Raw genomic sequence first — 23,457 nt, 5'->3', positions numbered from 1 at the left:
AAATATGTTGCCCCGATGATTTTCCCCGTCAAACTCGCCAAATCGGCAGGCTGGGGTATAATGCTCGGCTAACCAGTCATTATGATAAAAGAGATTTCATGAGTTACCAGCTAGTGAATTTGGCTCAGATTGAGTGCAATGAATCCCCGTTGTTTATTGAAGGTGCCGTGTACGCGGCCAACCTGGCGACTCAGCCGCTGGATCCAGAGATGTGGATCCCGGTGGTATTCGGTGAACAGGCACCCGCGTTGGAAGCGGTCATCGTGGCTCAGATTCATGCCCAATATCACCAGCTCAAACGCAATGAGTATGCTTTGTTGGCTTTGCTTGCCCATCAGGAGATGTCGCGTGAAGAGGCGTTGGCTGATTTCGCTGAAGGCTTTATGAGTGTGTGGCCGCAAGTCGAATCACAATGGCAGTCGGTCAATCTTTCCGATGGTTCTATGCGTATGCTTCAAGCTCTGCTGACCACGCTGATGCTGGCGATCGACGAAGAGCAGACTCACGCTCAGATGAGAGAAGCCGGTTATGAATCACTGCCGATGCTGGCTAACATGATTGAACAGCTCGATTTGATGGTGCATGAGGTCGCGTTGGCGGCAGACGAAGCGATGTTGGGTAACAAAGCGCAAAGCGTCAACCCGTTCAAGGAGATTGGCCGTAACGACATTTGCCCGTGCGGTAGCGGTAAAAAGTTCAAACAGTGCTGCGGGCAGTAACTTTCCCTGCAAATAATCGAACTTTTCCCACACAGGATTGACACAATAAGGAAGCGAAAAGCCTATAACTTCCTTATCCCCAATTGCTAGGAGCAGTAACAGAATGAAGAAATGGTTCGCACTGTTTTTTTGTAGTTTTTCCGTATTCGCGACGCCAAAAGAGACGCTCAGCGAGCGTTTGGCGCTGGCCGATGGCTTCAGTGCCAAGTTTGAGCAGCAGGTTGTCAGCCCCGACGGTGACGTCGTCATGGAAGGCAATGGTCTGGTCGATATTGCTCGCCCGAGTCTGTTCCGCTGGGAGACACTGGCGCCAGACGAGAATCTGCTGGTGTCGGATGGTAAATCGCTGTGGTATTACAGCCCTTTTATTGAACAGGTGACCATTTACAATCAGGAACAAGCGACCGAGCAAACGCCGTTTGTCCTGCTGACCCGTAATCGCGCCAGTGACTGGGATGCCTACCAGGTTGAAGAGAAAGGCGATGTTTTTACTCTGACGCCAACAGCGGTCGATTCGAATCAGGGTCAGTTCCAAATCACCATCGACAGCAAAGGTGTGGTAAAAGGTTTTAATGTTATTGAGCAGGATGGACAGAAGAGTCTGTTCACGTTTAATGATGTGAAACAACAAAAGCCGCAGGCAAGCCGCTTTAAGTTCGATGTTCCTGACGGTGTGGAAGTCGACGACCAACGTAATTAAATCGGGTTACACATACCCGGTAAGTGAGTACCGTGAGCAACTACAGTTTTGATTTTGCCGGGGACGAAGATTTTCGTCCCCTTGCTGCGCGAATGCGCCCACAAACCGTTGAACAATATATTGGTCAGCAACACGTTCTTGGTCCGGGTAAACCGCTGCGCCGGGCGCTGGAAGCTGGCCACATTCATTCGATGATTCTGTGGGGCCCACCCGGCACAGGTAAAACCACTCTGGCAGAAGTTGCCGCGAACTACGCCAATGCGGAAGTGGAGCGCGTCTCGGCAGTCACTTCAGGCGTGAAAGAGATACGCGCCGCGATAGAGAAAGCACGAGAAAACAAGCTTGCAGGCCGGCGCACCATACTGTTTGTCGATGAGGTCCACCGCTTCAACAAATCGCAGCAGGATGCTTTTCTGCCACACATCGAAGATGGTACGGTGACTTTCATTGGCGCCACTACTGAAAACCCCTCTTTTGAACTCAATAACGCACTGCTGTCGCGTGCGCGCGTGTACAAACTGACGTCACTCAGCCAGACGGAAATTCGTCAGGCGTTGGATCAGGCCATTGAAGACACCGAGCGGGGTTTGGGTAAACAAGCCGCGCAGTTTCATGACAATGTTCTGGATCGCCTGTCCGAGTTAGTCAATGGTGATGCGCGCATGTCGCTCAACTATCTTGAACTGCTGTATGACATGGCAGAAGAGAACGAGCAGGGCGAAAAGCAGATCACGCTCAGCCTGCTGGCGGAAGTCGCGGGCGAAAAAGTGGCGCGTTTTGATAACAAAGGCGACATTTGGTACGACTTAATCTCAGCGGTACACAAGTCGATTCGTGGTTCGAATCCGGATGGTGCACTGTATTGGGCGGCGCGCATGATCTCAGCGGGCTGCGATCCGCTCTATATCGCACGTCGCCTGCTGGCGATTGCTTCTGAAGATGTCGGTAATGCCGACCCGCGCGCCATGCAAGTGGCGATGTCGGCGTGGGACTGTTTCACTCGGGTTGGTCCGGCAGAAGGCAATCGTGCGATTGCCCAGGCCATTGTCTATCTCGCTTGCGCGCCAAAAAGCAATGCGGTCTATACCGCCTGGAAGCAGGCACTGAGTGATGCACAGAATTTGCCCGAGTATGAAGTGCCCGTGCACCTGCGTAATGCACCAACCAGTTTGATGAAAGATCTTGGCTATGGCGCAGAGTATCGTTATGCCCATGATGAACCCGGCGCGTATGCGGCGGGTGAACGCTATCTCCCTCCTGAAATGACAGGAACTCGCTATTATCAGCCGACGAATCGGGGCTTAGAAACCAAGATTGGTGAAAAGTTAGATTATCTGGCGGATTTAGACGCAAAAAGCCCACAAAAGCGCTATGAAAATTAGCGGCTTTTCGTTATCGTTGACGGGTTAAATTTCTATACGCGTGGCTTTGATTAAAAAGGAAGCACACGCGTTTTTTCGCAACTCTTAAAGCATAGGATTAGCAATGCTGGATTCTAAATTACTTCGTACTGAGCTGGATGAAACAGCTGCAAAACTGGCGCGTCGCGGTTTTAAACTCGACGTGGACACAATTCGTACACTTGAAGAACAACGTAAGTCCATTCAAGTAGAAGTTGAAAATTTACAATCCACGCGTAACTCCATCTCCAAGCAAATTGGCCAACTGATGTCGAAAGGCGACAAAGAAGGCGCGGAAGAAGTGAAGAAACAGATCGGTACTCTGGGTGACGATCTGGACGCGAAGAAAGTGGAACTGGATGCGATTCAAAGCCAGCTTGACGCGATCACTCAAAGCGTGCCAAACCTGCCTGACGATTCTGTGCCAGACGGTAAAGACGAAAACGACAACGTTGAAGTGTCTCGTTGGGGTACACCCAAAGAGTACGATTTCGATGTGAAAGATCACGTTGACCTGGGTGAAATGGGCGATGGTCTGGACTTTGCGAGCGCAACCAAAATTACTGGTGCACGTTTTGTGATCATGAAAGGTCAGTTTGCTCGTCTGCACCGTGCAATCGCGCAATTCATGTTGGATCTGCACACAGAGCAACACGGTTACACTGAACTGTACGTGCCTTATCTGGTCAACTCAGACACGCTGTTTGGTACTGGCCAGCTACCAAAATTTGGTAAAGATCTGTTCCATACTGAACCTTTGGCAGAAAAAGCCAGCGATGAAGAACCTCGTCGCCTGTCTCTGATCCCAACTGCTGAAGTGCCGGTAACGAACCTAGTTCGTGACACCATCACTGAAGAAGCGGATTTGCCACTGAAAATGACAGCGCACACACCATGTTTCCGTTCTGAAGCGGGTTCATACGGTCGTGACACGCGTGGTTTGATTCGTATGCACCAGTTTGACAAAGTTGAGCTGGTTCAGATCACTAAGCCTGAAGACTCAATGGCAGCACTGGAAGAACTGACGGGCCACGCTGAGAAAGTTCTGCAACTGCTTGAGCTGCCATACCGCAAAGTGGTTCTGTGTACTGGCGACATGGGCTTTGGCGCATGCAAGACTTACGACTTGGAAGTTTGGGTTCCGGCTCAGAAGACTTACCGTGAAATCTCTTCTTGTTCAAACATGTGGGATTTCCAGGCTCGTCGCATGCAAGCACGCTTCCGTCGTAAAGGCGAGAAAAAACCTGAACTGGTTCACACGCTGAACGGCTCTGGTCTGGCGGTTGGTCGTACCATGGTTGCGATTCTGGAAAACTACCAGCAAGCTGACGGTCGCATCGCAATCCCAGCGGTACTGCAAAAGTACATGGGCGGCGTGACTCACATCGGCTAAGCCAGTCTGAGTGAACAGGTACAAAAAAACGGAGTGTGTAAACACTCCGTTTTTTTATGTGCTGAACACAGCAAGGCAACGTTACTTTCAGCCGCGTTGTCCAATCAATGGTCGGGCAGGCGGGGCTGAGAGCGCTTGTTAGCTCTCTGCTTTCACTGTGGCTTGTCGCGGTTGGTGTTTGAGGAACACGGCAACGATGGCAGCAATCGCCAGTGCAAAACAGTAGTAGGAGTTTGCGACGATTTCCAGCGGTGACAGCTTAAACACAGAGCCAAGCAGCAGCACCTGAGCGCCATAAGGCAGAATGCCTTGTACCACGCACGAGAAGATATCCAACAAACTGGCAGAGCGGCGAGGTGAGACATTGTTCTCCTCAGCTAACTGACGAGCCACGCTGCCTGAGACAATAATCGCGACGGTATTGTTCGCGGTGCAGCCGTTCACCAGCGAAACCAGTCCGGCAATACCCAGTTCACTCGCACGGCTGTTCGCGTGTTTTGAGTGGCGTGAGCCAAAGGTATTGATCAAACGGCTGACCAGATTAGTCAGAAAAGCCAGTCCGCCTTGACGACGCATCAGTTCGCTCAATCCACCGATCAGCATAGACAGCAGGAAGATCTCCTGCATGTTGCCAAATCCGGCGTAGATATCCTGAGCCAGATTGGTGAGCGCGTAGCCATCGACCGACGCCAGACCCACACCGCCTGCAAGCAAAATACCGATAGTCAGGACCACAAAGACGTTCATCCCAGAGACAGCCAACACCAGAATCGTGATGTACGGCAGCACTTTCAGCCACTCAATCGGGCCGGCTTGCGGCACTTGTGTCGCGGTACTGTGGTAAGCGAACACGACCAACGCAATCAGCGCGGCTGGCAATGCGATGCGAACGTTCTCTTTGAACTTGTCTTTCATTTCGCAGCCTTGCGAGCGCGTTGCCGCAATCGTGGTGTCCGAGATGATCGACAGGTTGTCACCAAACATTGCGCCGCTCAGGACGACGCCGGCAGTCATTGGTAAGCTCATTCCGGCCGATTGCGCAATGCCAAGTGCAACCGGTGCTACCGCAGCGATGGTCCCCATCGAGGTACCCATTGAGGTGGCGATGAAGGCGGAGATCAGAAACAAACCAGGCAGAATCATGTTGGTTGGAATGGCTGACAAACCGAGGTTGACGGTCGCATCCACACCACCAGAAGCCTTAGCAACGGCGGCAAAGGCACCCGCCAGCAAATAGATCATGCACATCGCGATGATGTCTTGATGGCCGACGCCATGCATAAAGTGCTCGATAGAGCGGCTGAGCTTATCTTTGCTCAACAGAAAAGCGATGATGATAGCGGGCAGAATCGCAATCGGTGCAGGTAATTGATAAAAGGCAAACTCAACGCCTTGCAAAGACAAGTAAGTACCTACACCAATAAACAGTGCAAGAAAGATAATCAGTGGGATCAGCGCGACCGCAGACGGTGCAACTGTTTTCGTAGTGTGCTGGGAACCGGACATGTAAACGACAAACTTAAAAATAGAAAGGCGTGAAGACTAATCGCCTCGCTGATGAATGTCAACGTCTAGACGTCTAAATGGCTGGTCAAGGTTTGTCCGTTGTTGTCAAACCTGTGGTTAGTTGGTTGCTCGAATTGGTGTTGAATTTCAGGGCAGTCTGCACTTCACTGGTGCAACGAAAACAGACGTATGTTGCTAACTTATTGAAAAATAAAAGCGCAAAAGTTGGTATAAGGTTTGCTCTGTCTATATCGATTAAAGATATTTGTTAATACCTAGGCAAAGGCGCCTTACTTCTCGGAAGTAAGGCGCTTTTTATTTGCCTTGAGCACAAGGAAGTGATGATGACTCAAGCCAATATTCTCACAACGTGTCCATACTGTGGCGTCGGGTGTGGCGTGTCAGCCAACCGTGAGACGATCGTTGGGGACAAAACACACCCGGCAAACCAGGGCGCGCTGTGTGTCAAAGGTTCTGCATTAGCTGAAAGCCTCAATATGCCCAGCCGTTTGCTGTATCCCAAACTCAGAGGCCAAGAAATCCAGTGGGATGCGGCAATTGACGATATTGCCACTCGTATTCATCAGGCAATTGAGCAGCACGGACCGGATTCGGTGGCGATGTATGTCTCAGGTCAGATCCTGACTGAGGATTACTACGTCGCCAACAAGTTGATGAAAGGCTACGTTGGCAGCGCCAACATCGACACCAACTCCCGTCTGTGCATGTCGTCGGCGGTGGCCGCGCATGTTCGCGCTTTTGGCGAAGATGTGGTTCCCGTTAATTACGATGACATCGATCAAACGGACCTACTGGTGCTGGTGGGTGCCAACAGTGCCTGGACGCATCCGGTGCTGTTTCGTCGTATTCAGCAGGCGCGTGAACAAAACCCCAGACTCAAGCTGGTGGTGATTGACCCGCGGCGCACCGTCACCGCTGAGCAGGCCGATTTGCATCTGGCGATCGCAAATGATGGTGATGTCTTGCTGTATAACGGCCTGCTGCGCTTTATGAAAGACAGCGGCACGCTCCATCAGACGTATATTGACGAGCACACGCAGGGTTTTGAGGCGTTATTGACGGAAATTTCGGATGAGCGTTATCAGTTGAGTCACGTCAGCCGAGCGCTGGATGTTGACGATGAGGCGCTGCGCACGTTTTTCCGTTGGTTTGCTTCCAGCCCGACGGCGTTGACGCTGTTTTGCCAGGGTGTGAACCAGTCCGTATCGGGGGTGGATAAAGGCAACGCTATCATCAATGCACATCTGGCGAGCGGTAAAATCGGTCGCAAAGGCTGCGGGCCATTCTCACTCACTGGTCAGCCTAATGCGATGGGCGGACGCGAAGTCGGCGGGCTGGCGAATCAACTTGCTGTGCACCGCGGTTTTGATGACATCGCCTGCCAGCAAGTACAGACGTTCTGGCAATCGCCAACCATCGCGAATAAACCGGGTCTGAAAGCGCTGGATCTGTTTGATGCCGTCGAAGCAGGGCACATTAAGGTGCTGTGGATCATGGCCACCAACCCGGTAGTCTCGTTGCCAGACAGCGACCGTATCCGTAGTGCTTTGAAACACTGCGACTTTGTGGTTGTTTCGGATATTACCGCCAGCAGCGATGTCGCCGAGTATGCGGATTTGTTGCTGCCTGCGGCAGGTTGGGGTGAAAAACAGGGCATGGTCACCAACTCCGAGCGCCGTTTGTCGCGTCAGCGCGCCTTTCTTGCCGCGCCCGGAGACGCCAAACCGGATTGGTGGGCGGTGAGCCAAGTCGGGAGTGCGTTATGTTCACGCCTGAACATCGCTGACGGGTTTGCGTTTCAAAGCGTAGCGGATGTGTTTCGCGAATACGCGGGGTTGACGGGCATCAACCGTGGTACTCCCTATCTGCTCGATCTGTCGATGTTTGCAACGATGAGTGACGATGAGTATGAGCGCTGGACGCCGGTGCAATGGCCGCTGACACGCAGTGCGCCATATCGCGACGGCCAGTTTTCAACGCCATCCGGACGTGCCAATTTTATCGCCGTTGAGCCTCATGAGGTGCCAAGCGGTGAGTGGTGGCTCAATACCGGGCGTCAGCGCGATCAATGGCACACCATGACCCGCACCGGACACATTGCCAAACTGGCAGCGGCAGAAGTCGAACCGACGCTCTACGTCAACAAACTTGCGGGCCAGTCGATTGGCCTCAAGGAAGGGGAAATCGCCGCGCTGCGCAGTGACAGCCAAACTCAGTGCGTGTTCGCGCGCGTGGCGTTTGATGAGGGGCTGAAAGGAAAGCAGCTATTTATGTCCATGCACTGGGCCGGGCGTTACAGCGCGCACTCTCAGGTGAATCGTGCCGTGCTGCGCGCGGCCGACCCCATCTCCGGTCAGCCTGCGTTTAAGTCGGCTCACGTGCATCTTGCACCCGTCACCATGCAAAGTTACGGCCTGTATGTCGGCGCGTCCCGCACGCTACCAGAATGTGATTATGTCAGCTATCAGCAGGAAGAACGCCTTGGTGTGACGCGTTTTGCCTCACTAACGGAGCTGGGCAAAGGTCAGTTTGAATTGCTCAGCGGCGAGCAGGTGCTGCGTTGGGATCTGCCGCAAGGCTGGATGATGGTCATCGGGCGCGCAAAAGCTGATACACCTGCGATGGAAGTGGCTGGCATCCTGATGGTCTCCACCCAACCCGTCGAGCAGGAGTACACCGCGATGGTGGCGCTGATTGGCAAGCCATTGCAGCTGGGTTCGGTGCTCGCACTTGCCGGGAAAACCGTAACCAGCCAGTTGGTGTGCAGCTGCTTTCGCGTCACGGACAAACAGATTCAACACGCGATGGCGCAGGATGGCTGCGTGACGCTCAACCAGTTACAGAGCAAATTGAAGTGCGGCACGAACTGCGGTTCCTGCCTGCCGGAAGTCAACAAATTGCTGGCCAGCCGTTCTGTGCTGGTGATGGCGAAACCTTAATCTCAGGAGTCGAGCCATGAAAACCGATTCAACCCCACGATTTGCGCGCAGTCCCCGCTCTGACGCGACCTCCTTTACGGTGCATGATCGCTTCTATCAGAACAGCCCAAGCGCGCCGAAGACAAGCCAACCTGCTGGTCAAAAAGGCTTTGTGTTTCTGGTCGGCGCGGGGCCGAGCGATCCGGACTTACTCACCGTCAAAGCCGTGAAAGTCCTGCAACACGCTGATGTGGTGGTCTATGACCGCTTAGTCGGCCGCGATATTCTCGAACTCGCCAATCCCGATGCGCAGATGGTGTATGTGGGTAAACGTTGCGGACAGCCGAGTATGACACAGGAAGCCATCAGCGCGCTGCTGGTCGATTTCGCTCAGCAAGGTAAACAGGTGGTGCGTCTGAAAGGCGGCGATCCGTTCATCTTTGGCCGCGGTGGTGAAGAGGCGCTGGCGCTGGTCAAACACAACATCGCTTATCAAGTGGTGCCGGGCATTACTGCCGCCATCGGTTGTGCGTCAAGCGCGTTGATTCCGCTGACACATCGAGAGGTCTCGCGCAGCGTGACGTTAATCACCGGCCAAGTCGTCACGGGTGCATTGCCTGCCTGGGCGGGTTTGGTGAGCAGCGGTCAGACGCTGGTGTTCTACATGGGGCTGGAAAAAGCAGACGCGATTGAACAGGGTTTAATGTCCGCGGGTCTCAGTGGTTCAACGCCGGTTGCTGTGGTCGGCCAAGGCTGTTCTGAGCAGCAAACGGTCGTGACCTTTGAGCTCAATCAGCTCACACAAACAGCAAATGCACTCAAAGGTCTCAGTCCGGCATTGATCATTATGGGAGACGTGGTAAAACTTCGGGAGCAACTGATGCAAACGGCGCACGCGGTGACCCAGTCACATTCGCAACCTGCAAGCGCCCCGGCTTATTAAGAGGACTCAATGAGCACAATTCTGGACTGTATTCGTACTGTCGGCCGCGGTGAACGCGGCCGAAAACCGCTCAGTTTTGAGCAGGCATTTCAGGTGATGGATGACTACCTGAACGGAGACGTGGGCGATGATCAGATGGCGATGCTGTTGATGCTGATCCGAGTGCAAAACGAAACCAATGCTGAGATCGCCGGATTTGTGAAAGCGTTTCAGTCCCGAGTGCCGAGTATTGGCGCGGAGATTGACTGGCCCTGTTACGCCGGAAAACGTGCCGCGGCGGGTAAACCCTGGCATCTGCTGGCCGCCAAAATCATGGCTGACAACGGACACAAAGTACTGATGCACGGCTACAACGACAAACCGGCGTCACGTGAGCATGCAGAAGCTTATTTGGCTGCGTGTGAGGTTCCGCTAGCCAAGGATGCAGAGCACGCTAAAGCGCTGCTGCAAACAGGCAACATTGCGTATCTGCCGCTGCGTCATTTTGCGCCGCAAGCCGAGGTGATGATTGGCTGGAAAAACCGCTACGGCCTGCGCACGCCGATCAACACGGTAGCGCGGGCGCTGAATCCTGGCGGCGGTGAAATTGGTCTGCGAGGCAGTTTCCATCCGGGTTTTCAACAACTGCACGCAGAAGTTGAGCACGTGATTGGCAAAACCGCCCATGCGGTGATCTCATTTAAAGGCCAGTCCGGTGAGTCGGAGTACAACCCGAAGGTGAGCCAGACGGTGTGGCTCAGCCAGACCGATGGCGTGCACTCTTACTATTGGCCTGAGCAGTTTGTCTCAGACATCGCGCTGCCTAACACTTGCCCACTGGGTACACCGCAAGAAGAGTGGGTCCAGATGGCGAACAGTGTCGTTGCGACCATGACCGCTGTGCTGTTTGCGAAGACGCTCGATCGCGATACCGCGATGGCGACGGCCTTTCGCTATTGGCAAGCCTATGTCGACACGCACTGATTTACCCCCGCGTTTTTCTCCTCTGCCACATCAAATGGCGGATTGACGCAACCAAGTCATTCAACTATCACATCGTGAAGTCAACATGTGTCACCGTTCCTGAGCGCTTCTCTGTAACAAGAGGGCGCCGGGAAGGTCGTGAGCACTTTTGGGTGTACCGCTCAATCTAGCCCTAAAGAGTTATAAACTGTCAGATATTAACTTTATATTATTGTTATTATTGAACTAAATTTCGCACCTTCAACATGGCGCACTCCTTGCAGTTTCATTCCATAGAGTTTGAACACAACAAGGAATGGCTATGTCTCTCTCTCACTCTTCTCAATCCATTGTGGTGTGCTGTGACAGCGTCAGCGATCAGGCCGGGATCAGTGCCAAACTTGCGTTGCACTACGACCAGATCCTGCTCTGCCAACTGGCTCAGTTGGAGCGCATGATCGACAAAGAATCTTCACCCACTGTGGTGGTGTCGTGGCGCCAACCGAGTGCAGAGCTGAGGCTCATTGTCGAGTTTTGTTCCCAGCGCAAGGTGCCGCTTCTGGTGATTCTTAAACAGCTTCAGGTGAACGATATCAATCGCTTACCGCAACATCACGATTTCGTTTTGTTGCCTTTTGACTCGGCGTTTGAGCTCAAGCCCTGGATTGACTATGCCAAGCAGGTGCGTGAGACCAGTATGGCGATGGCGCAGGAAATCGAGTCGTTGACGCAAAAACTGGAAGAGCGTAAATGGGTCGAAAAGGCCAAAGGGATACTGATGCGTCTGCATGGTTTGGATGAAGATAAAGCGTATCGCGCACTGCGCAGCAGCGCGATGCAGTCGAGCCTGTCACTGGCGCAGGTGGCGAAGAACGTGATCCACACTATGGAAGGTCTGGGTCTCTGATAATACTTTGGGGTTAGGCGGAATTCTTGTCACTGGTGCACTTTGCACATAAACAAAGCACGAAAACAGTAAATATCTCAGAAATTCAACTTAACCTATTGATAAATAATAACTATGAAAACTGGCATGTAACTTGGATTGTCATCTTCAGTAACGGAAATGAAGTACATCCGACAATTTGGAATAAGCCGCAAGGCTGCTGACCCACATCATCAACGGCGGTGATGACGGAAATAGCAAAGGCGCTACTGCTCTGAGAAGCAGTAGCGCCTTTTTTGTGGCTTTTTGAATCAAGCAAGTTTTGGAATCAGACAGGATTTGTAATCAAGGAAAGGGAGTATTGCGATGCAATCGAAAACACCATGGATGCGCAGCTTACTGTTGAGCGCTTCACTGCTGAGCGCCGGAGCCTATGCTCAGGTGGGTGAGCCAGAGTTGGAAGATTTGAAGTTCGGCTTTATCAAACTGACGGATATGGCACCACTTGCCGTCGCGTATGAAAAAGGCTTTTTTGAAGACGAAGGACTGTACGTCACGCTCGAAGCGCAGGCGAACTGGAAAGTGCTGCTTGATCGCGTGATTGACGGCGAACTGGATGGCGCGCATATGCTGGCGGGCCAGCCGCTGGGTGCGACGATTGGTATCGGCACCAAAGCAGAAGTCATCACGGCGTTCAGTATGGATCTTAACGGCAACGCCATCACCGTTTCCAATGATACCTGGGAGCAGATGAAGCCGTTTTTGAGCAAAGAGAGCGACGGCAAAATCGTTCACCCCATTAAAGCGGATGCTCTGAAACCTGTGGTGCAGCAATATCGCGACCAAGGCAAACCTTTCAACATGGGCATGGTGTTTCCGGTCTCGACGCACAACTACGAGCTGCGTTACTGGCTGGCGGCAGGCGGTATCAATCCGGGTTACTACGCACCGCAATCGGGGGACAACAGCGGTCAGTTGAAAGCCGACGTCCTGCTCAGCGTCACTCCGCCACCACAAATGCCAGCGACCATGGAAGCGGGCACCATCAAAGGCTACTGCGTGGGTGAACCGTGGAACCAGCAGGCGGTGTTCAAAGGCATCGGTGTTCCGGTGGTCACGGATTACGAGATCTGGAAAAACAACCCGGAAAAAGTGTTTGGCGTATCAAAAGCGTGGGCGGAGAAATATCCGAATACGCACATTCGCGTGGTGAAAGCTTTGATTCGTGCAGCGCATTGGCTGGATGAAAACAACAACGCCAACCGCAGCGAAGCTGTCGCGATGCTGTCGAAAAGTCAGTATGTCGGTGCCGATAAAGAGGTGATTGCCAACTCCATGACAGGCACCTTTGAGTACGAAAAAGGTGACAAACGTGAGGTGCCGGATTTCAACGTGTTCTTCCGTCATAACGCAACCTATCCGTACTACAGCGATGCGATTTGGTATCTGACTCAGATGCGCCGCTGGGGCCAGATTGCGGATGCCAAATCGGACGACTGGTACATGAATATCGCCAAAGAGGTCTACCGTCCGGATATCTATCAGCAGGCGGCGGAATCTCTGATTGAAGATGGTGTGATGAGCGCGAAAGACTTTCCGGATTTCAACCATGAAGACGGTTTCCGTGCGCCACAGAAACACTTCATCGATGACATCGTCTACGACGGCCATCAACCGAACGCTTACCTCAACAAGTTCGCTATCGGTCTGAAGGGTAACGACAAAGTATAAAACACGGGGTCTGGTGCTTTGGGTCAAGGCCACACGGCTGCACCAGACCTGCCTTCACAGGGACGAGACGCAATAGCGCAAGGAGTTTGCTATGTCGAGCAATGTAATTTCACTGATCCCCAGTCGCGAAAAAGTGGTCAGTCGCAGTAAAGTGATGCTGATGCCACTGATTGGAATCCTTATCTTTCTGATGTTCTGGCACCTCGCCGCCAGACAGGTCGAAACGTCACTCGGTACGCTGCCAGGACCGGTGCAGACGTTCGCCCAGTTCAGCAACTTGGTTAATGAACACTTCAAAGAGCGAGAAAAAGAGCAGGCTTTTATTGAACGCCAGGAGAAGCGTAACGCTGCCAAATTGGCCAAAGACCCCAATGCGGATGTCCGCATTCGTCCGTACACCGGTAAACCGACATTCTTTGATCAGATCGGGACCAGCCTGGTCACGGTGGCGGCGGGGTTTGCGCTGGCGTCTTTGATTGCGATACCGCTCGGTATTGTTCTGGGGCTCAACCACGGACTGTATCAGGCATTCAACCCCATCATTCAACTGCTGAAACCAGTATCGCCACTGGCTTGGTTACCGATTGTCACCATGGTGGTGAGTGCGACTTACGTCAGCGATGACCCGATGTTTGCCAAATCGTTCGTCAACTCGCTGTTGACTGTGGCGCTGTGCAGCTTGTGGCCGACGCTGATCAATACCGCGGTTGGCGTCACCAGTGTGGATAAAGACCTGATTAACGTGAGCAAGGTGTTGCGCCTGTCGTGGTGGCAACATATTCGCACCATCGTGTTGCCCTCAGCGATTCCGATGATCTTCACCGGGCTGCGGTTGTCGCTCGGGATTGCCTGGATGGTGCTGATTGCCGCGGAGATGCTGGCGCAGAACCCGGGTCTCGGCAAGTTTGTGTGGGATGAATTTCAAAATGGCAGCTCGGCGTCGCTGGGGCGAATTATGGTGGCGGTGATTGCGATTGGCTTTATCGGGCTGCTGTTGGATCGCGGCATGCTGCAACTGCAAAAACATCTGTCTTGGAACAAACAGCAAGCGCTGCGTTAAGGAGAACGGCATATGTCCAAAGCATTTTTAGATTTAACCCAACTCGGCATGCGCTTTCCCACGCCACAAGGTGAGTTTGTCGCGCTGAAAAACGTCGACCTGCAGATCCAAAAAGGCGAGTTCATCTCACTGATTGGCCACTCAGGTTGCGGCAAGTCAACCGTGCTTAACCTGGTCGCGGGCCTTTACATGCCCACCGACGGTGGTGTGATTGTGGATGGACGCGAAGTCGATGGCCCTGGGCCAGAGCGCGCGGTGGTGTTTCAGAACCATTCGCTGCTGCCGTGGCTGACGGTGTACCAAAACGTTGAGCTGGCGGTGAAACAGGTCGCCAAAGGACAAAGTAAAGCCCAAATTAAACAGCAGGTTGAACATTATCTCGACCTGATCCAAATGGCGCACGCCTCGGATAAGAAACCGGATGAGATCTCGGGTGGGATGAAGCAGCGCGTCGGTATTGCCCGCGCGCTGGCACTGCAACCCAAAGTGTTGTTGATGGATGAACCGTTCGGTGCACTCGACGCCTTAACCCGCGCTCGCTTGCAGGATGCGCTGATGGAGATTCAGGCTGAGCTTAATAACACCGTCATCATGATCACCCATGACGTGGACGAAGCGGTGCTGCTGTCGGACAAAATCGTCATGATGACCAACGGCCCGGCTGCGACGGTCGGCGAAGTGCTCAACATTGAACTGCCGCGCCCACGCAATCGCGTTCAACTGGCGGATGACCCGACGTATCAGAAATATCGTCAGTCGGTACTGCGCTTTTTGTATGAGAAACAATCGAAATCTGAAGGTCGTCAACCTGCTGCTGCACCAGTCGCCAAAACTGCATAAGGAAACGCAAAATGATGGAACATATTGTCATTATCGGCAACGGAATGGTCGGTCACCATCTGGTTGCTAAGCTGGTGGAAAAACAAGCCCACCTTGAAAAACGGATTACCGTGATTGGCGAGGAGCGTTTTATCGCTTACGACCGCGTACAACTCTCGTCGCTGTTCTCCGGTAAATCGCATGATGATCTGATGCTGAGCAGCGAAGAGTGGTATCAAAAACACGGGATCAATCTGATTCTGGGTAGCCAGGTCACGGCCATTAACCGAGTGCAGAAAAGCATTATTCTGGATGACGAAGATGTGCTGGGTTACGACTCCCTCGTGCTGGCAACCGGTTCTTATCCGTTTGTGCCCCCCGTACCGGGTTCAGAGCGTGACAACGTCTTTGTCTACCGGACTTTGGACGACCTGTCTGCGATTCGCAATGCGTGTGAACATGCTCGCACGGGGGCAGTGATCGGGGGGGGGCTGCTGGGATTAGAAGCGGCCAACGCGCTGCGTCTGCTGGGATTAGAAACGCATGTGATCGAATTCGCGCCGCGACTCATGCCGGTTCAGCTCGATGATGGTGCGGGTGGTGTGCTGAAACAGAAAATTGAGCAGCTTGGTCTGACGGTGCATACCTCAACGGGTACTGAGCGCATCATTGACGGCGAAAGCGCCAAGCATCGCATGGTATTCAAAGATGCAGAGCCGCTGGAAGTGGACGTGATTGTGTTTTCTGCCGGCATTCGCCCGCAGGATGCGTTGGCGCGTCAGTCCGGTTTAGCGGTGGGCGAACGTGGCGGCATTGTCATTTCCGACAGTTGCCAAACCAGCGACGAGAACATCTACGCCATTGGCGAATGTGCGCTGTGGCAACAACGGATTTTTGGCCTGGTGGCACCGGGGTACGCCATGGCGCGCGCCGTGGCTGACCAGTTGATGGGACATAGCGGCAGTTTCACGGGGGCGGACATGAGTACCAAACTCAAACTGTTGGGGGTGGATGTGGCCTCAATTGGTGACGCGCAGATGCAAACCGCGGGCGCGCAGGAACTGGTGTTGCAGGACACGGTACAGGGAACCTACAAAAAACTGATAGTCGATGCGAGTGGTACCCAATTACTCGGCGCGATTCTGGTGGGTGACAACAGCGACTACGATGCGTTACTGCAGGCGTATCTCAACCAAACCGTGCTGCCTGATCATCCGGCGCACCTGTTGTTTGATACGTCGATGCTGAGCGGCGAAGTATCGGACGACACCATGATCTGTTCGTGCCACAACGTCACCAAAGGCGCGCTGGTGGCTGCGATTCATGCTGGCGCGACCGAGCTCAATGAACTCAAATCCGTCACCAAAGCGGGCACTGGCTGTGGCGGCTGTTCCAGCATGGTGAAATCGGTGCTGGACGCTGAACTGGTGGCCATGGGCGTGGAAGTGAACAATCATATTTGTGAACACTTTGAATACTCCCGTCAGGAACTGTTCCACATTTGCCAGGTGGAAGAAATCAAAGACTTCGACACCTTGCTGGAGAAACACGGCCACGGCTTGGGTTGTGATTTGTGTAAACCGACCGCGGCTTCGGTCTTTGCCTCTTTGTGGAACGAGCACATTATGGAACCGAAGCTGAGTGCGCTGCAGGACTCCAACGATGCCTTTATGGCGAATCTGCAAAAAGACGGCTCTTATTCTGTGGTGCCACGCGTGCCGGGCGGCGAAATAACGCCGGAAAAACTGATCGTGCTGGGGGAAGTGGCGAAGCAGTACGATCTGTACACCAAGATCACCGGTGGTCAGCGGGTTGACTTGTTCGGCGCGCAAATGGAGCAACTTCCTGAGATCTGGCGCACCTTGATTAACGCCGGCTTTGAGACCGGCCATGCGTACGGTAAGTCGGTGCGAACGGTGAAATCGTGTGTCGGTTCAACCTGGTGCCGCTATGGCGTGGATGACTCGGTTGGGCTGGCGATTGAGCTGGAGAATCGCTACAAAGGCTTGCGCGCACCGCACAAACTCAAGTTTGCCGTCTCGGGTTGTACACGCGAATGTGCTGAAGCGCAGAGCAAAGATATCGGTGTCATTGCGACCGAAAAGGGTTGGAACCTGTATGTGTGCGGTAATGGCGGCATGCGCCCCCGTCATGCCGACCTGCTGGCTTCTGACTTAACCAAATCGCAGCTTGTGACCTTGATTGATCGCGTGTTGATGTTCTATGTCCGCACTGCCGACAAGCTGCAACGCACATCGGTGTGGCTCGACAATCTGGAAGGCGGTCTGGATTATCTCAAACAGGTGGTACTGGACGATTCGCTCGGACTGTGCGAGCAACTGGAAAACCAGATGCAGCGTGTGGTCGATACCTATCAATGCGAGTGGAAAAGTACGCTTGAAAATGAGGACAAACTGCGTAAGTTCCGTCCGTTCATTAATCACGAACAGGGCAGCGTGAGCCTGCCATATCAGCGCCTGCGTGGTCAGCGTATTCCGGTTAGCGAGGAGATATCATCATGAAACAACGACTGTGTCATTTGAGCGAGCTGACGCCATTTCAAGGATGTGGCGCGTGGATTGGCGATCAACAAGCAGCGCTATTCTATCTGCCCGGTGATGAGCCGCACGTGTATGCGGTGCAACACTGGGATCCCATTGGCAAGGCCTATGTGATGGCTCGCGGTATTGTCGGCGATGTGAAAGGAGAGCCGTGCGTTGCCTCGCCGCTCTACAAACAACATTTCAGCTTACTGACAGGGCAGTGTGTGGAAAAACCGGATGTGGCGCTGAAGACCTGGCGTGTGCTGGTGGAAGCCGAGCAGGTGTACGTGCTGCTGAGTGAAACAGCGCTCGCTTGACAACTTAATGATTTAACTAAAAAACCTGGCCTCAGTCGCCAGGTTTTTTGTTGTCTCTACGAATGACGGGATCTTTTCTCAAAAAACACCGCTCAAACGCGCCATTGAATCTGACTCAATCAGTCGGTATCACTCAAAAAACATTCTGGGGATTGGAGCGCCGCTTCCACCGCTTGAATCAGTTGATCCAGATGCTGTGGCTCACTGATAAATGGCGGCATCATGTAAATCAAGCGACCAAATGGACGAATCCACACGCCATGCTGCACAAACAGCGCCTGAATCGCTTCCATGTTGACCGGTTGATGCGTCTCAACCACACCAATCGCCCCGAGCCAGCGCGTGGCTTTGACTTGCGGGTAGCGATTGAGCAGCGGCAAGCGCTCGGCAAAGCCCAACTCAATCTGCTTCACCTGTTGCTGCCAATGTCCTTCTTCAATCAGGCTCAGACTGGCCGAGGCGACCGCACACGCCAGCGGGTTGCCCATAAAGGTTGGACCATGCATAAAGCAGCCCGCTTCGCCGCCGCAGACCGTATCAGCGACTTCCTTGGTGGTCAGTGCGGCCGATAAGGTCATGTAGCCGCTGGTGAGCGCTTTCCCGACACATAAAATGTCCGGCTGAATGTTCGCATGTTCACACGCAAACAATTTGCCGGTTCGACCAAAGCCCGTGGCGATCTCATCGAGGATCAGCAGCACGCCAAACTCATCACACAGCGCGCGTACCTGACGCAAAAACTCCGGGTGATAAATGCGCATTCCACCCGCACCCTGCACAATCGGCTCTAGAATGACGGCTGCGATCTGGCGATGATTCTCGGAGAGTTGATGGCGAAAATCTTCGATATCGCGTTCATTCCACTCTTCCCAAAAGCCGGTGTTGGGTGATTCGGCAAACAGATGCTCAGGGAGAAAACCTTTGTACAGCGTGTGCATTGAGTTATCCGGATCAGTGACCGACATCGCAGCAAAGGTATCCCCATGATAGCCGTGGCGCAGGGTGAGGAATTTCGGGCGCTGTTCGCCTTTGGCGTGCCAGTATTGCAGCGCCATTTTCAAACTCACTTCCACTGCCACGGAACCTGAATCGGCGAGAAATACATGTTTAAGATTATTCGGCACCAGAGAGAGCAAGCGCTGGCATACCTCAATGGCCGGCTGGTGGGTGATGCCGCCAAACATGACGTGAGACATCTTATCGATCTGCTGATGCGCTGCGGCATTCAGGCGAGGATGATTGTATCCGTGAATGGCGGACCACCACGAGGACATGCCGTCGACCAGCGCTTTTCCATCTTCGAGATAAATGAAAACACCGTCAGCATGCGTGACCGGATAGCAGGTCAGAGGTGTAAGGGTTGAAGTGTAGGGATGCCAGATGTGCTGGCGGTCGAAGGCTAAATCCATGACAATTCCGCAATAAAAATAAGATTAAAAAATAATCAAATGTAAACTTGTGATCGTTCTTGTTGTTGACAGTCTACCGTGTGTCAGTAGACTAGCCAAGCATAATCCCCATGCCACAGGGCGTTGCGGAGCATTGACGACTTTGGTTCGCCAGCCTGAAACACCCGGTCACTTGGGCATAAAACTAATAACACCAACAAGGATTACACGTGGAAATTCGTCATAACTGGACAGTGGCTGAAGTTAAAGCACTGCTTGAAAAACCGTTTATGGATCTGCTGTTCGACGCTCAACTCGTCCACCGCCAGCATCATCCGCACAACCATGTTCAGGTGAGCACATTACTCTCCATCAAGACCGGCGCGTGTCCGGAAGATTGTAAATATTGCCCGCAGAGCGCGCACTACCGCACCGATGTCGATAAAGAGCGTCTGATGGAAGTAGAACGCGTGCTGGATGCTGCGCAAAAAGCCAAAAGCTCAGGCTCAACCCGTTTCTGTATGGGCGCGGCGTGGAAAAACCCGAAAGCGCGCGACATGCCGCTGCTCAAAGAGATGATTTCCGGCGTGAAAGGCATGGGGCTGGAAACCTGTATGACGCTGGGCATGTTAACTTCTGATCAGGCGCAAGAGCTGGCGGATGCGGGCCTTGATTACTACAACCATAACCTGGATACCTCGCCGGAGTTCTACGGCAACATCATCACCACGCGTACTTACCAGGATCGTCTCGATACGCTGTCCCATGTGCGTGATGCGGGCATGAAGATCTGTTCGGGCGGTATCATCGGCATGGGCGAGAGCACCAATGACCGCGCTGGCTTATTGGTGGAACTGGCGAACCTGTCTGTGCATCCGGAAAGCGTGCCGATCAACATGCTGGTGAAAGTCAAAGGCACGCCGCTGGAACAAGTGGACGATGTCGAACCGTTTGATTTTGTGCGCCTGATTGCCGTTGCGCGCATCATGATGCCGCAGTCGGCGGTGCGCCTGTCTGCGGGCCGTGAAAAGATGAATGAACAGATGCAAGCGCTGTGCTTTATGGCGGGTGCAAACTCAATTTTCTATGGCTGCAAACTGCTGACGACTCCCAACCCGGCGGAAGACAGCGACATGCTGCTGTTCAAAAAACTGGGCATCAACAGCCAACAAGTGGCGCAAAAGCCCGACGAGATTACTGAAAATGAACTGCTGGACCGCGTGGTAGAACGTGTGGCCGCGCGTCCAACAGCGGATGACATGTTCTACGATGCCAGCCTTTAATTCGCGCATTCATCAAGCCCTTGCTGACCGCGAGCAGCAGGGGCTGCGTCGCTCGCTACAAGTGCTGGATCGCAGCAATCAAACGCTGCTGGCGCAACGCGGGCAGCGTTATGTCAATTTTTCCAGCAACGACTATCTGGGGCTGGCGAGCGATGCGGCCTTGGTTCATGCCTGGCAGCAGGGGCTCAGCCTGTATGGTTGCGGCAGTGGCGCGTCACCTTTGGTGACCGGCTTTAGCGAGGCGCACCAAACCTTAGAGCGCACCTTGTGTGAGTGGCTCGGGTTTGAACGCGCGGTGCTGTTTGGCTCTGGATTCAGTGCCAACCAGGCGCTGCTGTTTACCCTGCTGCAAAAAGGCGATTTGCTGCTGCAAGATAAGCTCAATCACGCCTCGCTGATGGAAGCGGGCCTGTTGTCTTCGGCGCAGATGAAGCGTTTTCAGCACAACGATGTCGCTCATTTAACCCGTTTGCTGGATGAGCAGGTTGCCACGCTGGTGGTCACCGAAGGCGTGTTCAGCATGGATGGCGACCAAGCACCGCTGGCCGAGATTCAAGCCGCATTGGGTAGCAATGCCTGGCTCGCGGTGGATGATGCGCACGGCGTGGGCGTGTTGGGTGAGCGCGGCGCGGGCAGTTGTCAGGCAGCCGGAATCAAGCCGCAAGTGCTAGTGGTGACGTTTGGCAAAGCGTTTGGTTTGTCAGGCGCAGCGATTTTGTGCGACGCCGCGCTGGGGGATTACCTCACTCAGTTTGCTCGTCATCATGTCTATTCCACGGCGATGCCACCGGCGCAGGCGCATGCGTTAACGCACGCTGCCGGCATGATTCAAGGCGAGGCATGGCGGCGGGACAAACTGACCGAACTGTCTGCGCTTTATCACGAATTGCTGCGCGATGTGCCGGGATTTGTCGCGACGCAAACGCCAATCAAACCGTTCGTGCTCGGTTCTGCGCAGCGTGCATTGCATGTCGCCAGCGCGATGCGTGAAGCGGGGTTATGGATGACGGCGATTCGCCCGCCCACGGTGCCAAGTGGCAGCGCGCGGCTGCGAATTACGCTGACTGCTCATCACACACCGCAACAAGTTCAGCAGATGGCCGACACCTTAAAGCAATGTGTGGAGGCGTCTCATGAGTGAAATGGCGCAAGCGTTGGGCGCAGTCGTCAGTGACAAAGCCGCGATAGCCCAAGCCTTTGGCAAAGCGGCGCAGAGTTATGATCGTCACGCGGCATTTCAACGCGATGTTGCCCAGCGTCTGCTGGCGAAATTGCCGGACAATTTAAGCGGCTGGCACATTCTCGATTTGGGGTGCGGCACTGGATATTGCTCGCAAGTATTGCAGCAGCGAGGCGCGCGGGTGACGTGCGCTGACCTGTCTCCGGCGATGTTAGAGCAGGCCAAACAGCGCTGCGGAATCGACAACATGCGCTATGTCGAAGCGGATGCCGAAGCACTGCCGTTTTCTGATGCAACATTTGACTGCGTATTTTCCAGCTTGGCACTGCAGTGGTGTGATGACTTATCACGACCACTTAAAGAGATTCGTCGCGTTTTAAAAGTCGGCGCAAGCGCTTATTTTTCAACACTTCTTGATGGTTCTTTGCTTGAATTGCAGCGTTCATGGATGAAAATTGATGCACATCAACACGTCAATCATTTCATCACGCTCAATCAGGTAAAAATTGCGTTAGCGCAAGCTCAGTGCGAGAAACATCACATAGACTTACCCACGATAACGGTCTGGTATGACACGGCGTTCGCTTTAATGCGCGATCTCAAAGGGATTGGCGCGAATCATGTGAATGGTCGCTCGCAAGGGCTTACCAGCCGCCGAATGCTCGCACAGGTTGAGCAGGAATATCAGCTATATCGCAACCATCAAGGTCTTCTACCTGCAACGTATCAGGTTTGTTTAGGGGTTATACATCGATGATAGATGCTTTTTTTATTGCGGGTACGGACACCGATGTGGGCAAAACGGTCGCTTCTAAAGCGATCCTACAAGCATTAGCTGCCAAGGATTTGTCGACAATTGGTTACAAACCAGTTGCCGCGGGATGTGACAAAACCGAGCACGGTTTTCGTAACTCGGATGCACTGCACTTGTTGCAAGCGGCATCGAAGAAAATGGATTATGACGACATCAATCCATATGCATTGGAACTGCCAGCGTCACCGCACATTGCAGCCAAGCATGAAAATGTCACCATTGAATACAGCGTGCTGAGTGAAAAACTCGCTAAGCTGAAAGCCAATGCCGACATCGTTCTGGTTGAAGGTGCTGGTGGCTGGCGTGTGCCAGTTTCCGACACGGATTGCCTGTCGACTTGGGTTAAACGAGAAAAGTTGCCGGTTATTCTGGTAGTCGGCATTAAACTGGGATGCTTGAGCCACGCACAGTTGACCGTCGAAAGCATTCGCGCCGATGGCTTGAATGTAGTGGGGTGGGTCGCAAACCGCGTAAATCCGGGGACCGAGCATTACGCGGACATCATTGAGATTCTGGAAGCTCGCATCGGTGCGCCGAAGCTGGGTGAAATACCATACGTTCCGAGCGCTAAGCGCAGCGAACTCGGTAAGTATATTGATGTGACACCGCTCGTTGGTGAAGTCGTTACGGCTTAACAGAAGTTAAAAAGCAAAAGGGCTGCACGTGTGCAGCCCTTTTTTCATTCTCGCGATTATTTCTCTTGGCCAATACCCATCAGAGATTGCTGAGTGTCCGCGATCTGTTTTTGAATCATTTGCTCTGAACTGATACCCAGTTGCTTCTTAGCTTCTTCTTCAGTTAAGCCTAAGTGACAGCAAAGTAAATCAATCGCCATTTGGTAGCTATGCGCTTCAGCCATGATGGTTTCCTTTGTTTTCAAGTTGAAATCCTTCG

Annotated in this window: 20 protein-coding genes; 17 read left to right on the top strand and 3 right to left on the bottom strand. The window is 53.3% G+C overall.

What is annotated here, in order from left to right; genetic code table 11:
* Positions 1-98: 98 nt before the first annotated feature.
* The 4 genes from JIG40_RS03550 (at position 99) to serS (ending at position 4,212) form a co-directional block, all read left to right on the top strand.
* A complete protein-coding gene (locus JIG40_RS03550; RefSeq protein WP_020428785.1) occupies positions 99-719 on the top strand; it encodes a YecA family protein in 621 nt (206 codons plus the stop codon).
* A gap of 103 nt (positions 720-822) precedes the next feature.
* Complete coding sequence (lolA, locus tag JIG40_RS03545) at positions 823-1,419, top strand: outer membrane lipoprotein chaperone LolA (protein WP_020330170.1); 597 nt, start codon at positions 823-825, stop codon at positions 1,417-1,419.
* A 32-nt stretch (positions 1,420-1,451) separates the two neighbouring features.
* Entirely contained in the window at positions 1,452-2,801 is a 1,350-nt protein-coding gene (locus tag JIG40_RS03540; RefSeq protein WP_055453071.1) for a replication-associated recombination protein A, read from the top strand.
* A 103-nt stretch (positions 2,802-2,904) separates the two neighbouring features.
* Complete coding sequence (gene serS / locus JIG40_RS03535) at positions 2,905-4,212, top strand: serine--tRNA ligase (protein WP_004725316.1); 1,308 nt, start codon at positions 2,905-2,907, stop codon at positions 4,210-4,212.
* 138 nt (positions 4,213-4,350) lie between these two features.
* On the opposite strand, the gene JIG40_RS03530 is transcribed toward serS, so the two are convergent.
* On the bottom strand, positions 4,351-5,718 hold the full coding sequence (locus tag JIG40_RS03530) for a Na+/H+ antiporter NhaC family protein (protein WP_195714805.1): 1,368 nt from the start codon (positions 5,716-5,718) through the stop codon (positions 4,351-4,353).
* Between the two features lie 344 nt (positions 5,719-6,062).
* On the opposite strand from JIG40_RS03530, the gene JIG40_RS03525 reads away from it, so the two are divergent.
* From JIG40_RS03525 to nirD, 9 genes are all read left to right on the top strand, one after another.
* Entirely contained in the window at positions 6,063-8,678 is a 2,616-nt protein-coding gene (locus JIG40_RS03525; protein WP_154184279.1) for a nitrate reductase, read from the top strand.
* A gap of 16 nt (positions 8,679-8,694) precedes the next feature.
* On the top strand, positions 8,695-9,600 hold the full coding sequence (gene cobA / locus JIG40_RS03520) for a uroporphyrinogen-III C-methyltransferase (protein ID WP_154184280.1): 906 nt from the start codon (positions 8,695-8,697) through the stop codon (positions 9,598-9,600).
* Positions 9,601-9,609: 9 nt separating this feature from the next.
* Complete coding sequence (locus JIG40_RS03515) at positions 9,610-10,563, top strand: glycosyl transferase family protein (protein WP_199464761.1); 954 nt, start codon at positions 9,610-9,612, stop codon at positions 10,561-10,563.
* Positions 10,564-10,864: 301 nt separating this feature from the next.
* Positions 10,865-11,449 (top strand): ANTAR domain-containing protein, encoded by a 585-nt coding sequence (locus JIG40_RS03510; RefSeq protein ID WP_199464760.1) that lies wholly within the window; start codon positions 10,865-10,867, stop codon positions 11,447-11,449.
* Positions 11,450-11,815: 366 nt separating this feature from the next.
* Positions 11,816-13,159 (top strand): CmpA/NrtA family ABC transporter substrate-binding protein, encoded by a 1,344-nt coding sequence (locus JIG40_RS03505; protein ID WP_172465287.1) that lies wholly within the window; start codon positions 11,816-11,818, stop codon positions 13,157-13,159.
* 91 nt (positions 13,160-13,250) lie between these two features.
* Complete coding sequence (locus tag JIG40_RS03500; RefSeq protein ID WP_154184282.1) at positions 13,251-14,219, top strand: ABC transporter permease; 969 nt, start codon at positions 13,251-13,253, stop codon at positions 14,217-14,219.
* A gap of 12 nt (positions 14,220-14,231) precedes the next feature.
* Positions 14,232-15,059 (top strand): ABC transporter ATP-binding protein, encoded by an 828-nt coding sequence (locus JIG40_RS03495; RefSeq protein WP_047458214.1) that lies wholly within the window; start codon positions 14,232-14,234, stop codon positions 15,057-15,059.
* A gap of 14 nt (positions 15,060-15,073) precedes the next feature.
* A complete protein-coding gene (gene nirB / locus JIG40_RS03490; protein WP_195714811.1) occupies positions 15,074-17,560 on the top strand; it encodes a nitrite reductase large subunit NirB in 2,487 nt (828 codons plus the stop codon).
* Positions 17,557-17,898 (top strand): nitrite reductase small subunit NirD, encoded by a 342-nt coding sequence (gene nirD / locus JIG40_RS03485; RefSeq protein ID WP_154184284.1) that lies wholly within the window; start codon positions 17,557-17,559, stop codon positions 17,896-17,898. The genes nirB and nirD overlap by 4 nt, the downstream gene beginning before the upstream one ends.
* 119 nt (positions 17,899-18,017) lie before the next feature.
* On the opposite strand, the gene bioA is transcribed toward nirD, so the two are convergent.
* Positions 18,018-19,307, bottom strand: a complete 1,290-nt coding sequence (bioA, locus tag JIG40_RS03480; RefSeq protein ID WP_195714806.1) for an adenosylmethionine--8-amino-7-oxononanoate transaminase — start codon at positions 19,305-19,307, stop codon at positions 18,018-18,020.
* Positions 19,308-19,516: 209 nt separating this feature from the next.
* Here bioA and bioB point away from each other — a divergent pair, with 209 nt between their 5' ends.
* Genes bioB through bioD form a run of 4 tightly spaced genes read left to right on the top strand, consistent with a single transcriptional unit; the run spans position 19,517 to position 23,198 of the window.
* Entirely contained in the window at positions 19,517-20,569 is a 1,053-nt protein-coding gene (gene bioB, locus JIG40_RS03475; protein ID WP_004725339.1) for a biotin synthase BioB, read from the top strand.
* Positions 20,556-21,710 carry an 8-amino-7-oxononanoate synthase gene (gene bioF / locus JIG40_RS03470; RefSeq protein WP_154184286.1) on the top strand — a complete coding sequence of 385 codons (1,155 nt, stop codon included), beginning with the start codon at positions 20,556-20,558 and terminating at the stop codon, positions 21,708-21,710. The genes bioB and bioF overlap by 14 nt, the downstream gene beginning before the upstream one ends.
* On the top strand, positions 21,703-22,506 hold the full coding sequence (gene bioC, locus JIG40_RS03465) for a malonyl-ACP O-methyltransferase BioC (protein WP_154184287.1): 804 nt from the start codon (positions 21,703-21,705) through the stop codon (positions 22,504-22,506). The genes bioF and bioC overlap by 8 nt, the downstream gene beginning before the upstream one ends.
* Positions 22,503-23,198, top strand: a complete 696-nt coding sequence (bioD, locus tag JIG40_RS03460; protein ID WP_195714759.1) for a dethiobiotin synthase — start codon at positions 22,503-22,505, stop codon at positions 23,196-23,198. The genes bioC and bioD overlap by 4 nt, the downstream gene beginning before the upstream one ends.
* Positions 23,199-23,254: 56 nt before the next feature.
* Here the strand turns inward: bioD and JIG40_RS03455 are convergent, their stop codons facing one another.
* Positions 23,255-23,422, bottom strand: a complete 168-nt coding sequence (locus tag JIG40_RS03455; RefSeq protein ID WP_020330188.1) for a hypothetical protein — start codon at positions 23,420-23,422, stop codon at positions 23,255-23,257.
* Positions 23,423-23,457: the final 35 nt, after the last annotated feature.

Origin of the sequence: Vibrio sp. bablab_jr001 (genome assembly GCF_016464285.1) — a bacterium.
In the GTDB taxonomy this organism is placed as follows: domain Bacteria; phylum Pseudomonadota; class Gammaproteobacteria; order Enterobacterales; family Vibrionaceae; genus Vibrio; species Vibrio fluvialis.
Note: the sequence above shows the minus strand (reverse complement) of the source record. Positions and strands in the feature narration are given on the sequence as shown.

What these genes read in the sequence shown, in the direction of transcription:
- bioA (WP_195714806.1), bottom strand. Translation starts at nt 19,307, where the DNA reads ATGGATTTAGCCTTCGACCGCCAGCACATCTGGCATCCCTACACTTCA.
- JIG40_RS03530 (WP_195714805.1), bottom strand. Translation starts at nt 5,718, where the DNA reads ATGTCCGGTTCCCAGCACACTACGAAAACAGTTGCACCGTCTGCGGTC.
- JIG40_RS03455 (WP_020330188.1), bottom strand. Translation starts at nt 23,422, where the DNA reads ATGGCTGAAGCGCATAGCTACCAAATGGCGATTGATTTACTTTGCTGT.
- serS (WP_004725316.1), top strand. Translation starts at nt 2,905, where the DNA reads ATGCTGGATTCTAAATTACTTCGTACTGAGCTGGATGAAACAGCTGCA.
- JIG40_RS03515 (WP_199464761.1), top strand. Translation starts at nt 9,610, where the DNA reads ATGAGCACAATTCTGGACTGTATTCGTACTGTCGGCCGCGGTGAACGC.
- JIG40_RS03510 (WP_199464760.1), top strand. Translation starts at nt 10,865, where the DNA reads ATGTCTCTCTCTCACTCTTCTCAATCCATTGTGGTGTGCTGTGACAGC.
- bioD (WP_195714759.1), top strand. Translation starts at nt 22,503, where the DNA reads ATGATAGATGCTTTTTTTATTGCGGGTACGGACACCGATGTGGGCAAA.
- bioF (WP_154184286.1), top strand. Translation starts at nt 20,556, where the DNA reads ATGCCAGCCTTTAATTCGCGCATTCATCAAGCCCTTGCTGACCGCGAG.
- cobA (WP_154184280.1), top strand. Translation starts at nt 8,695, where the DNA reads ATGAAAACCGATTCAACCCCACGATTTGCGCGCAGTCCCCGCTCTGAC.
- nirB (WP_195714811.1), top strand. Translation starts at nt 15,074, where the DNA reads ATGGAACATATTGTCATTATCGGCAACGGAATGGTCGGTCACCATCTG.
- lolA (WP_020330170.1), top strand. Translation starts at nt 823, where the DNA reads ATGAAGAAATGGTTCGCACTGTTTTTTTGTAGTTTTTCCGTATTCGCG.
- JIG40_RS03500 (WP_154184282.1), top strand. Translation starts at nt 13,251, where the DNA reads ATGTCGAGCAATGTAATTTCACTGATCCCCAGTCGCGAAAAAGTGGTC.
- JIG40_RS03505 (WP_172465287.1), top strand. Translation starts at nt 11,816, where the DNA reads ATGCGCAGCTTACTGTTGAGCGCTTCACTGCTGAGCGCCGGAGCCTAT.
- JIG40_RS03495 (WP_047458214.1), top strand. Translation starts at nt 14,232, where the DNA reads ATGTCCAAAGCATTTTTAGATTTAACCCAACTCGGCATGCGCTTTCCC.
- JIG40_RS03525 (WP_154184279.1), top strand. Translation starts at nt 6,063, where the DNA reads ATGACTCAAGCCAATATTCTCACAACGTGTCCATACTGTGGCGTCGGG.
- nirD (WP_154184284.1), top strand. Translation starts at nt 17,557, where the DNA reads ATGAAACAACGACTGTGTCATTTGAGCGAGCTGACGCCATTTCAAGGA.
- JIG40_RS03550 (WP_020428785.1), top strand. Translation starts at nt 99, where the DNA reads ATGAGTTACCAGCTAGTGAATTTGGCTCAGATTGAGTGCAATGAATCC.
- bioC (WP_154184287.1), top strand. Translation starts at nt 21,703, where the DNA reads ATGAGTGAAATGGCGCAAGCGTTGGGCGCAGTCGTCAGTGACAAAGCC.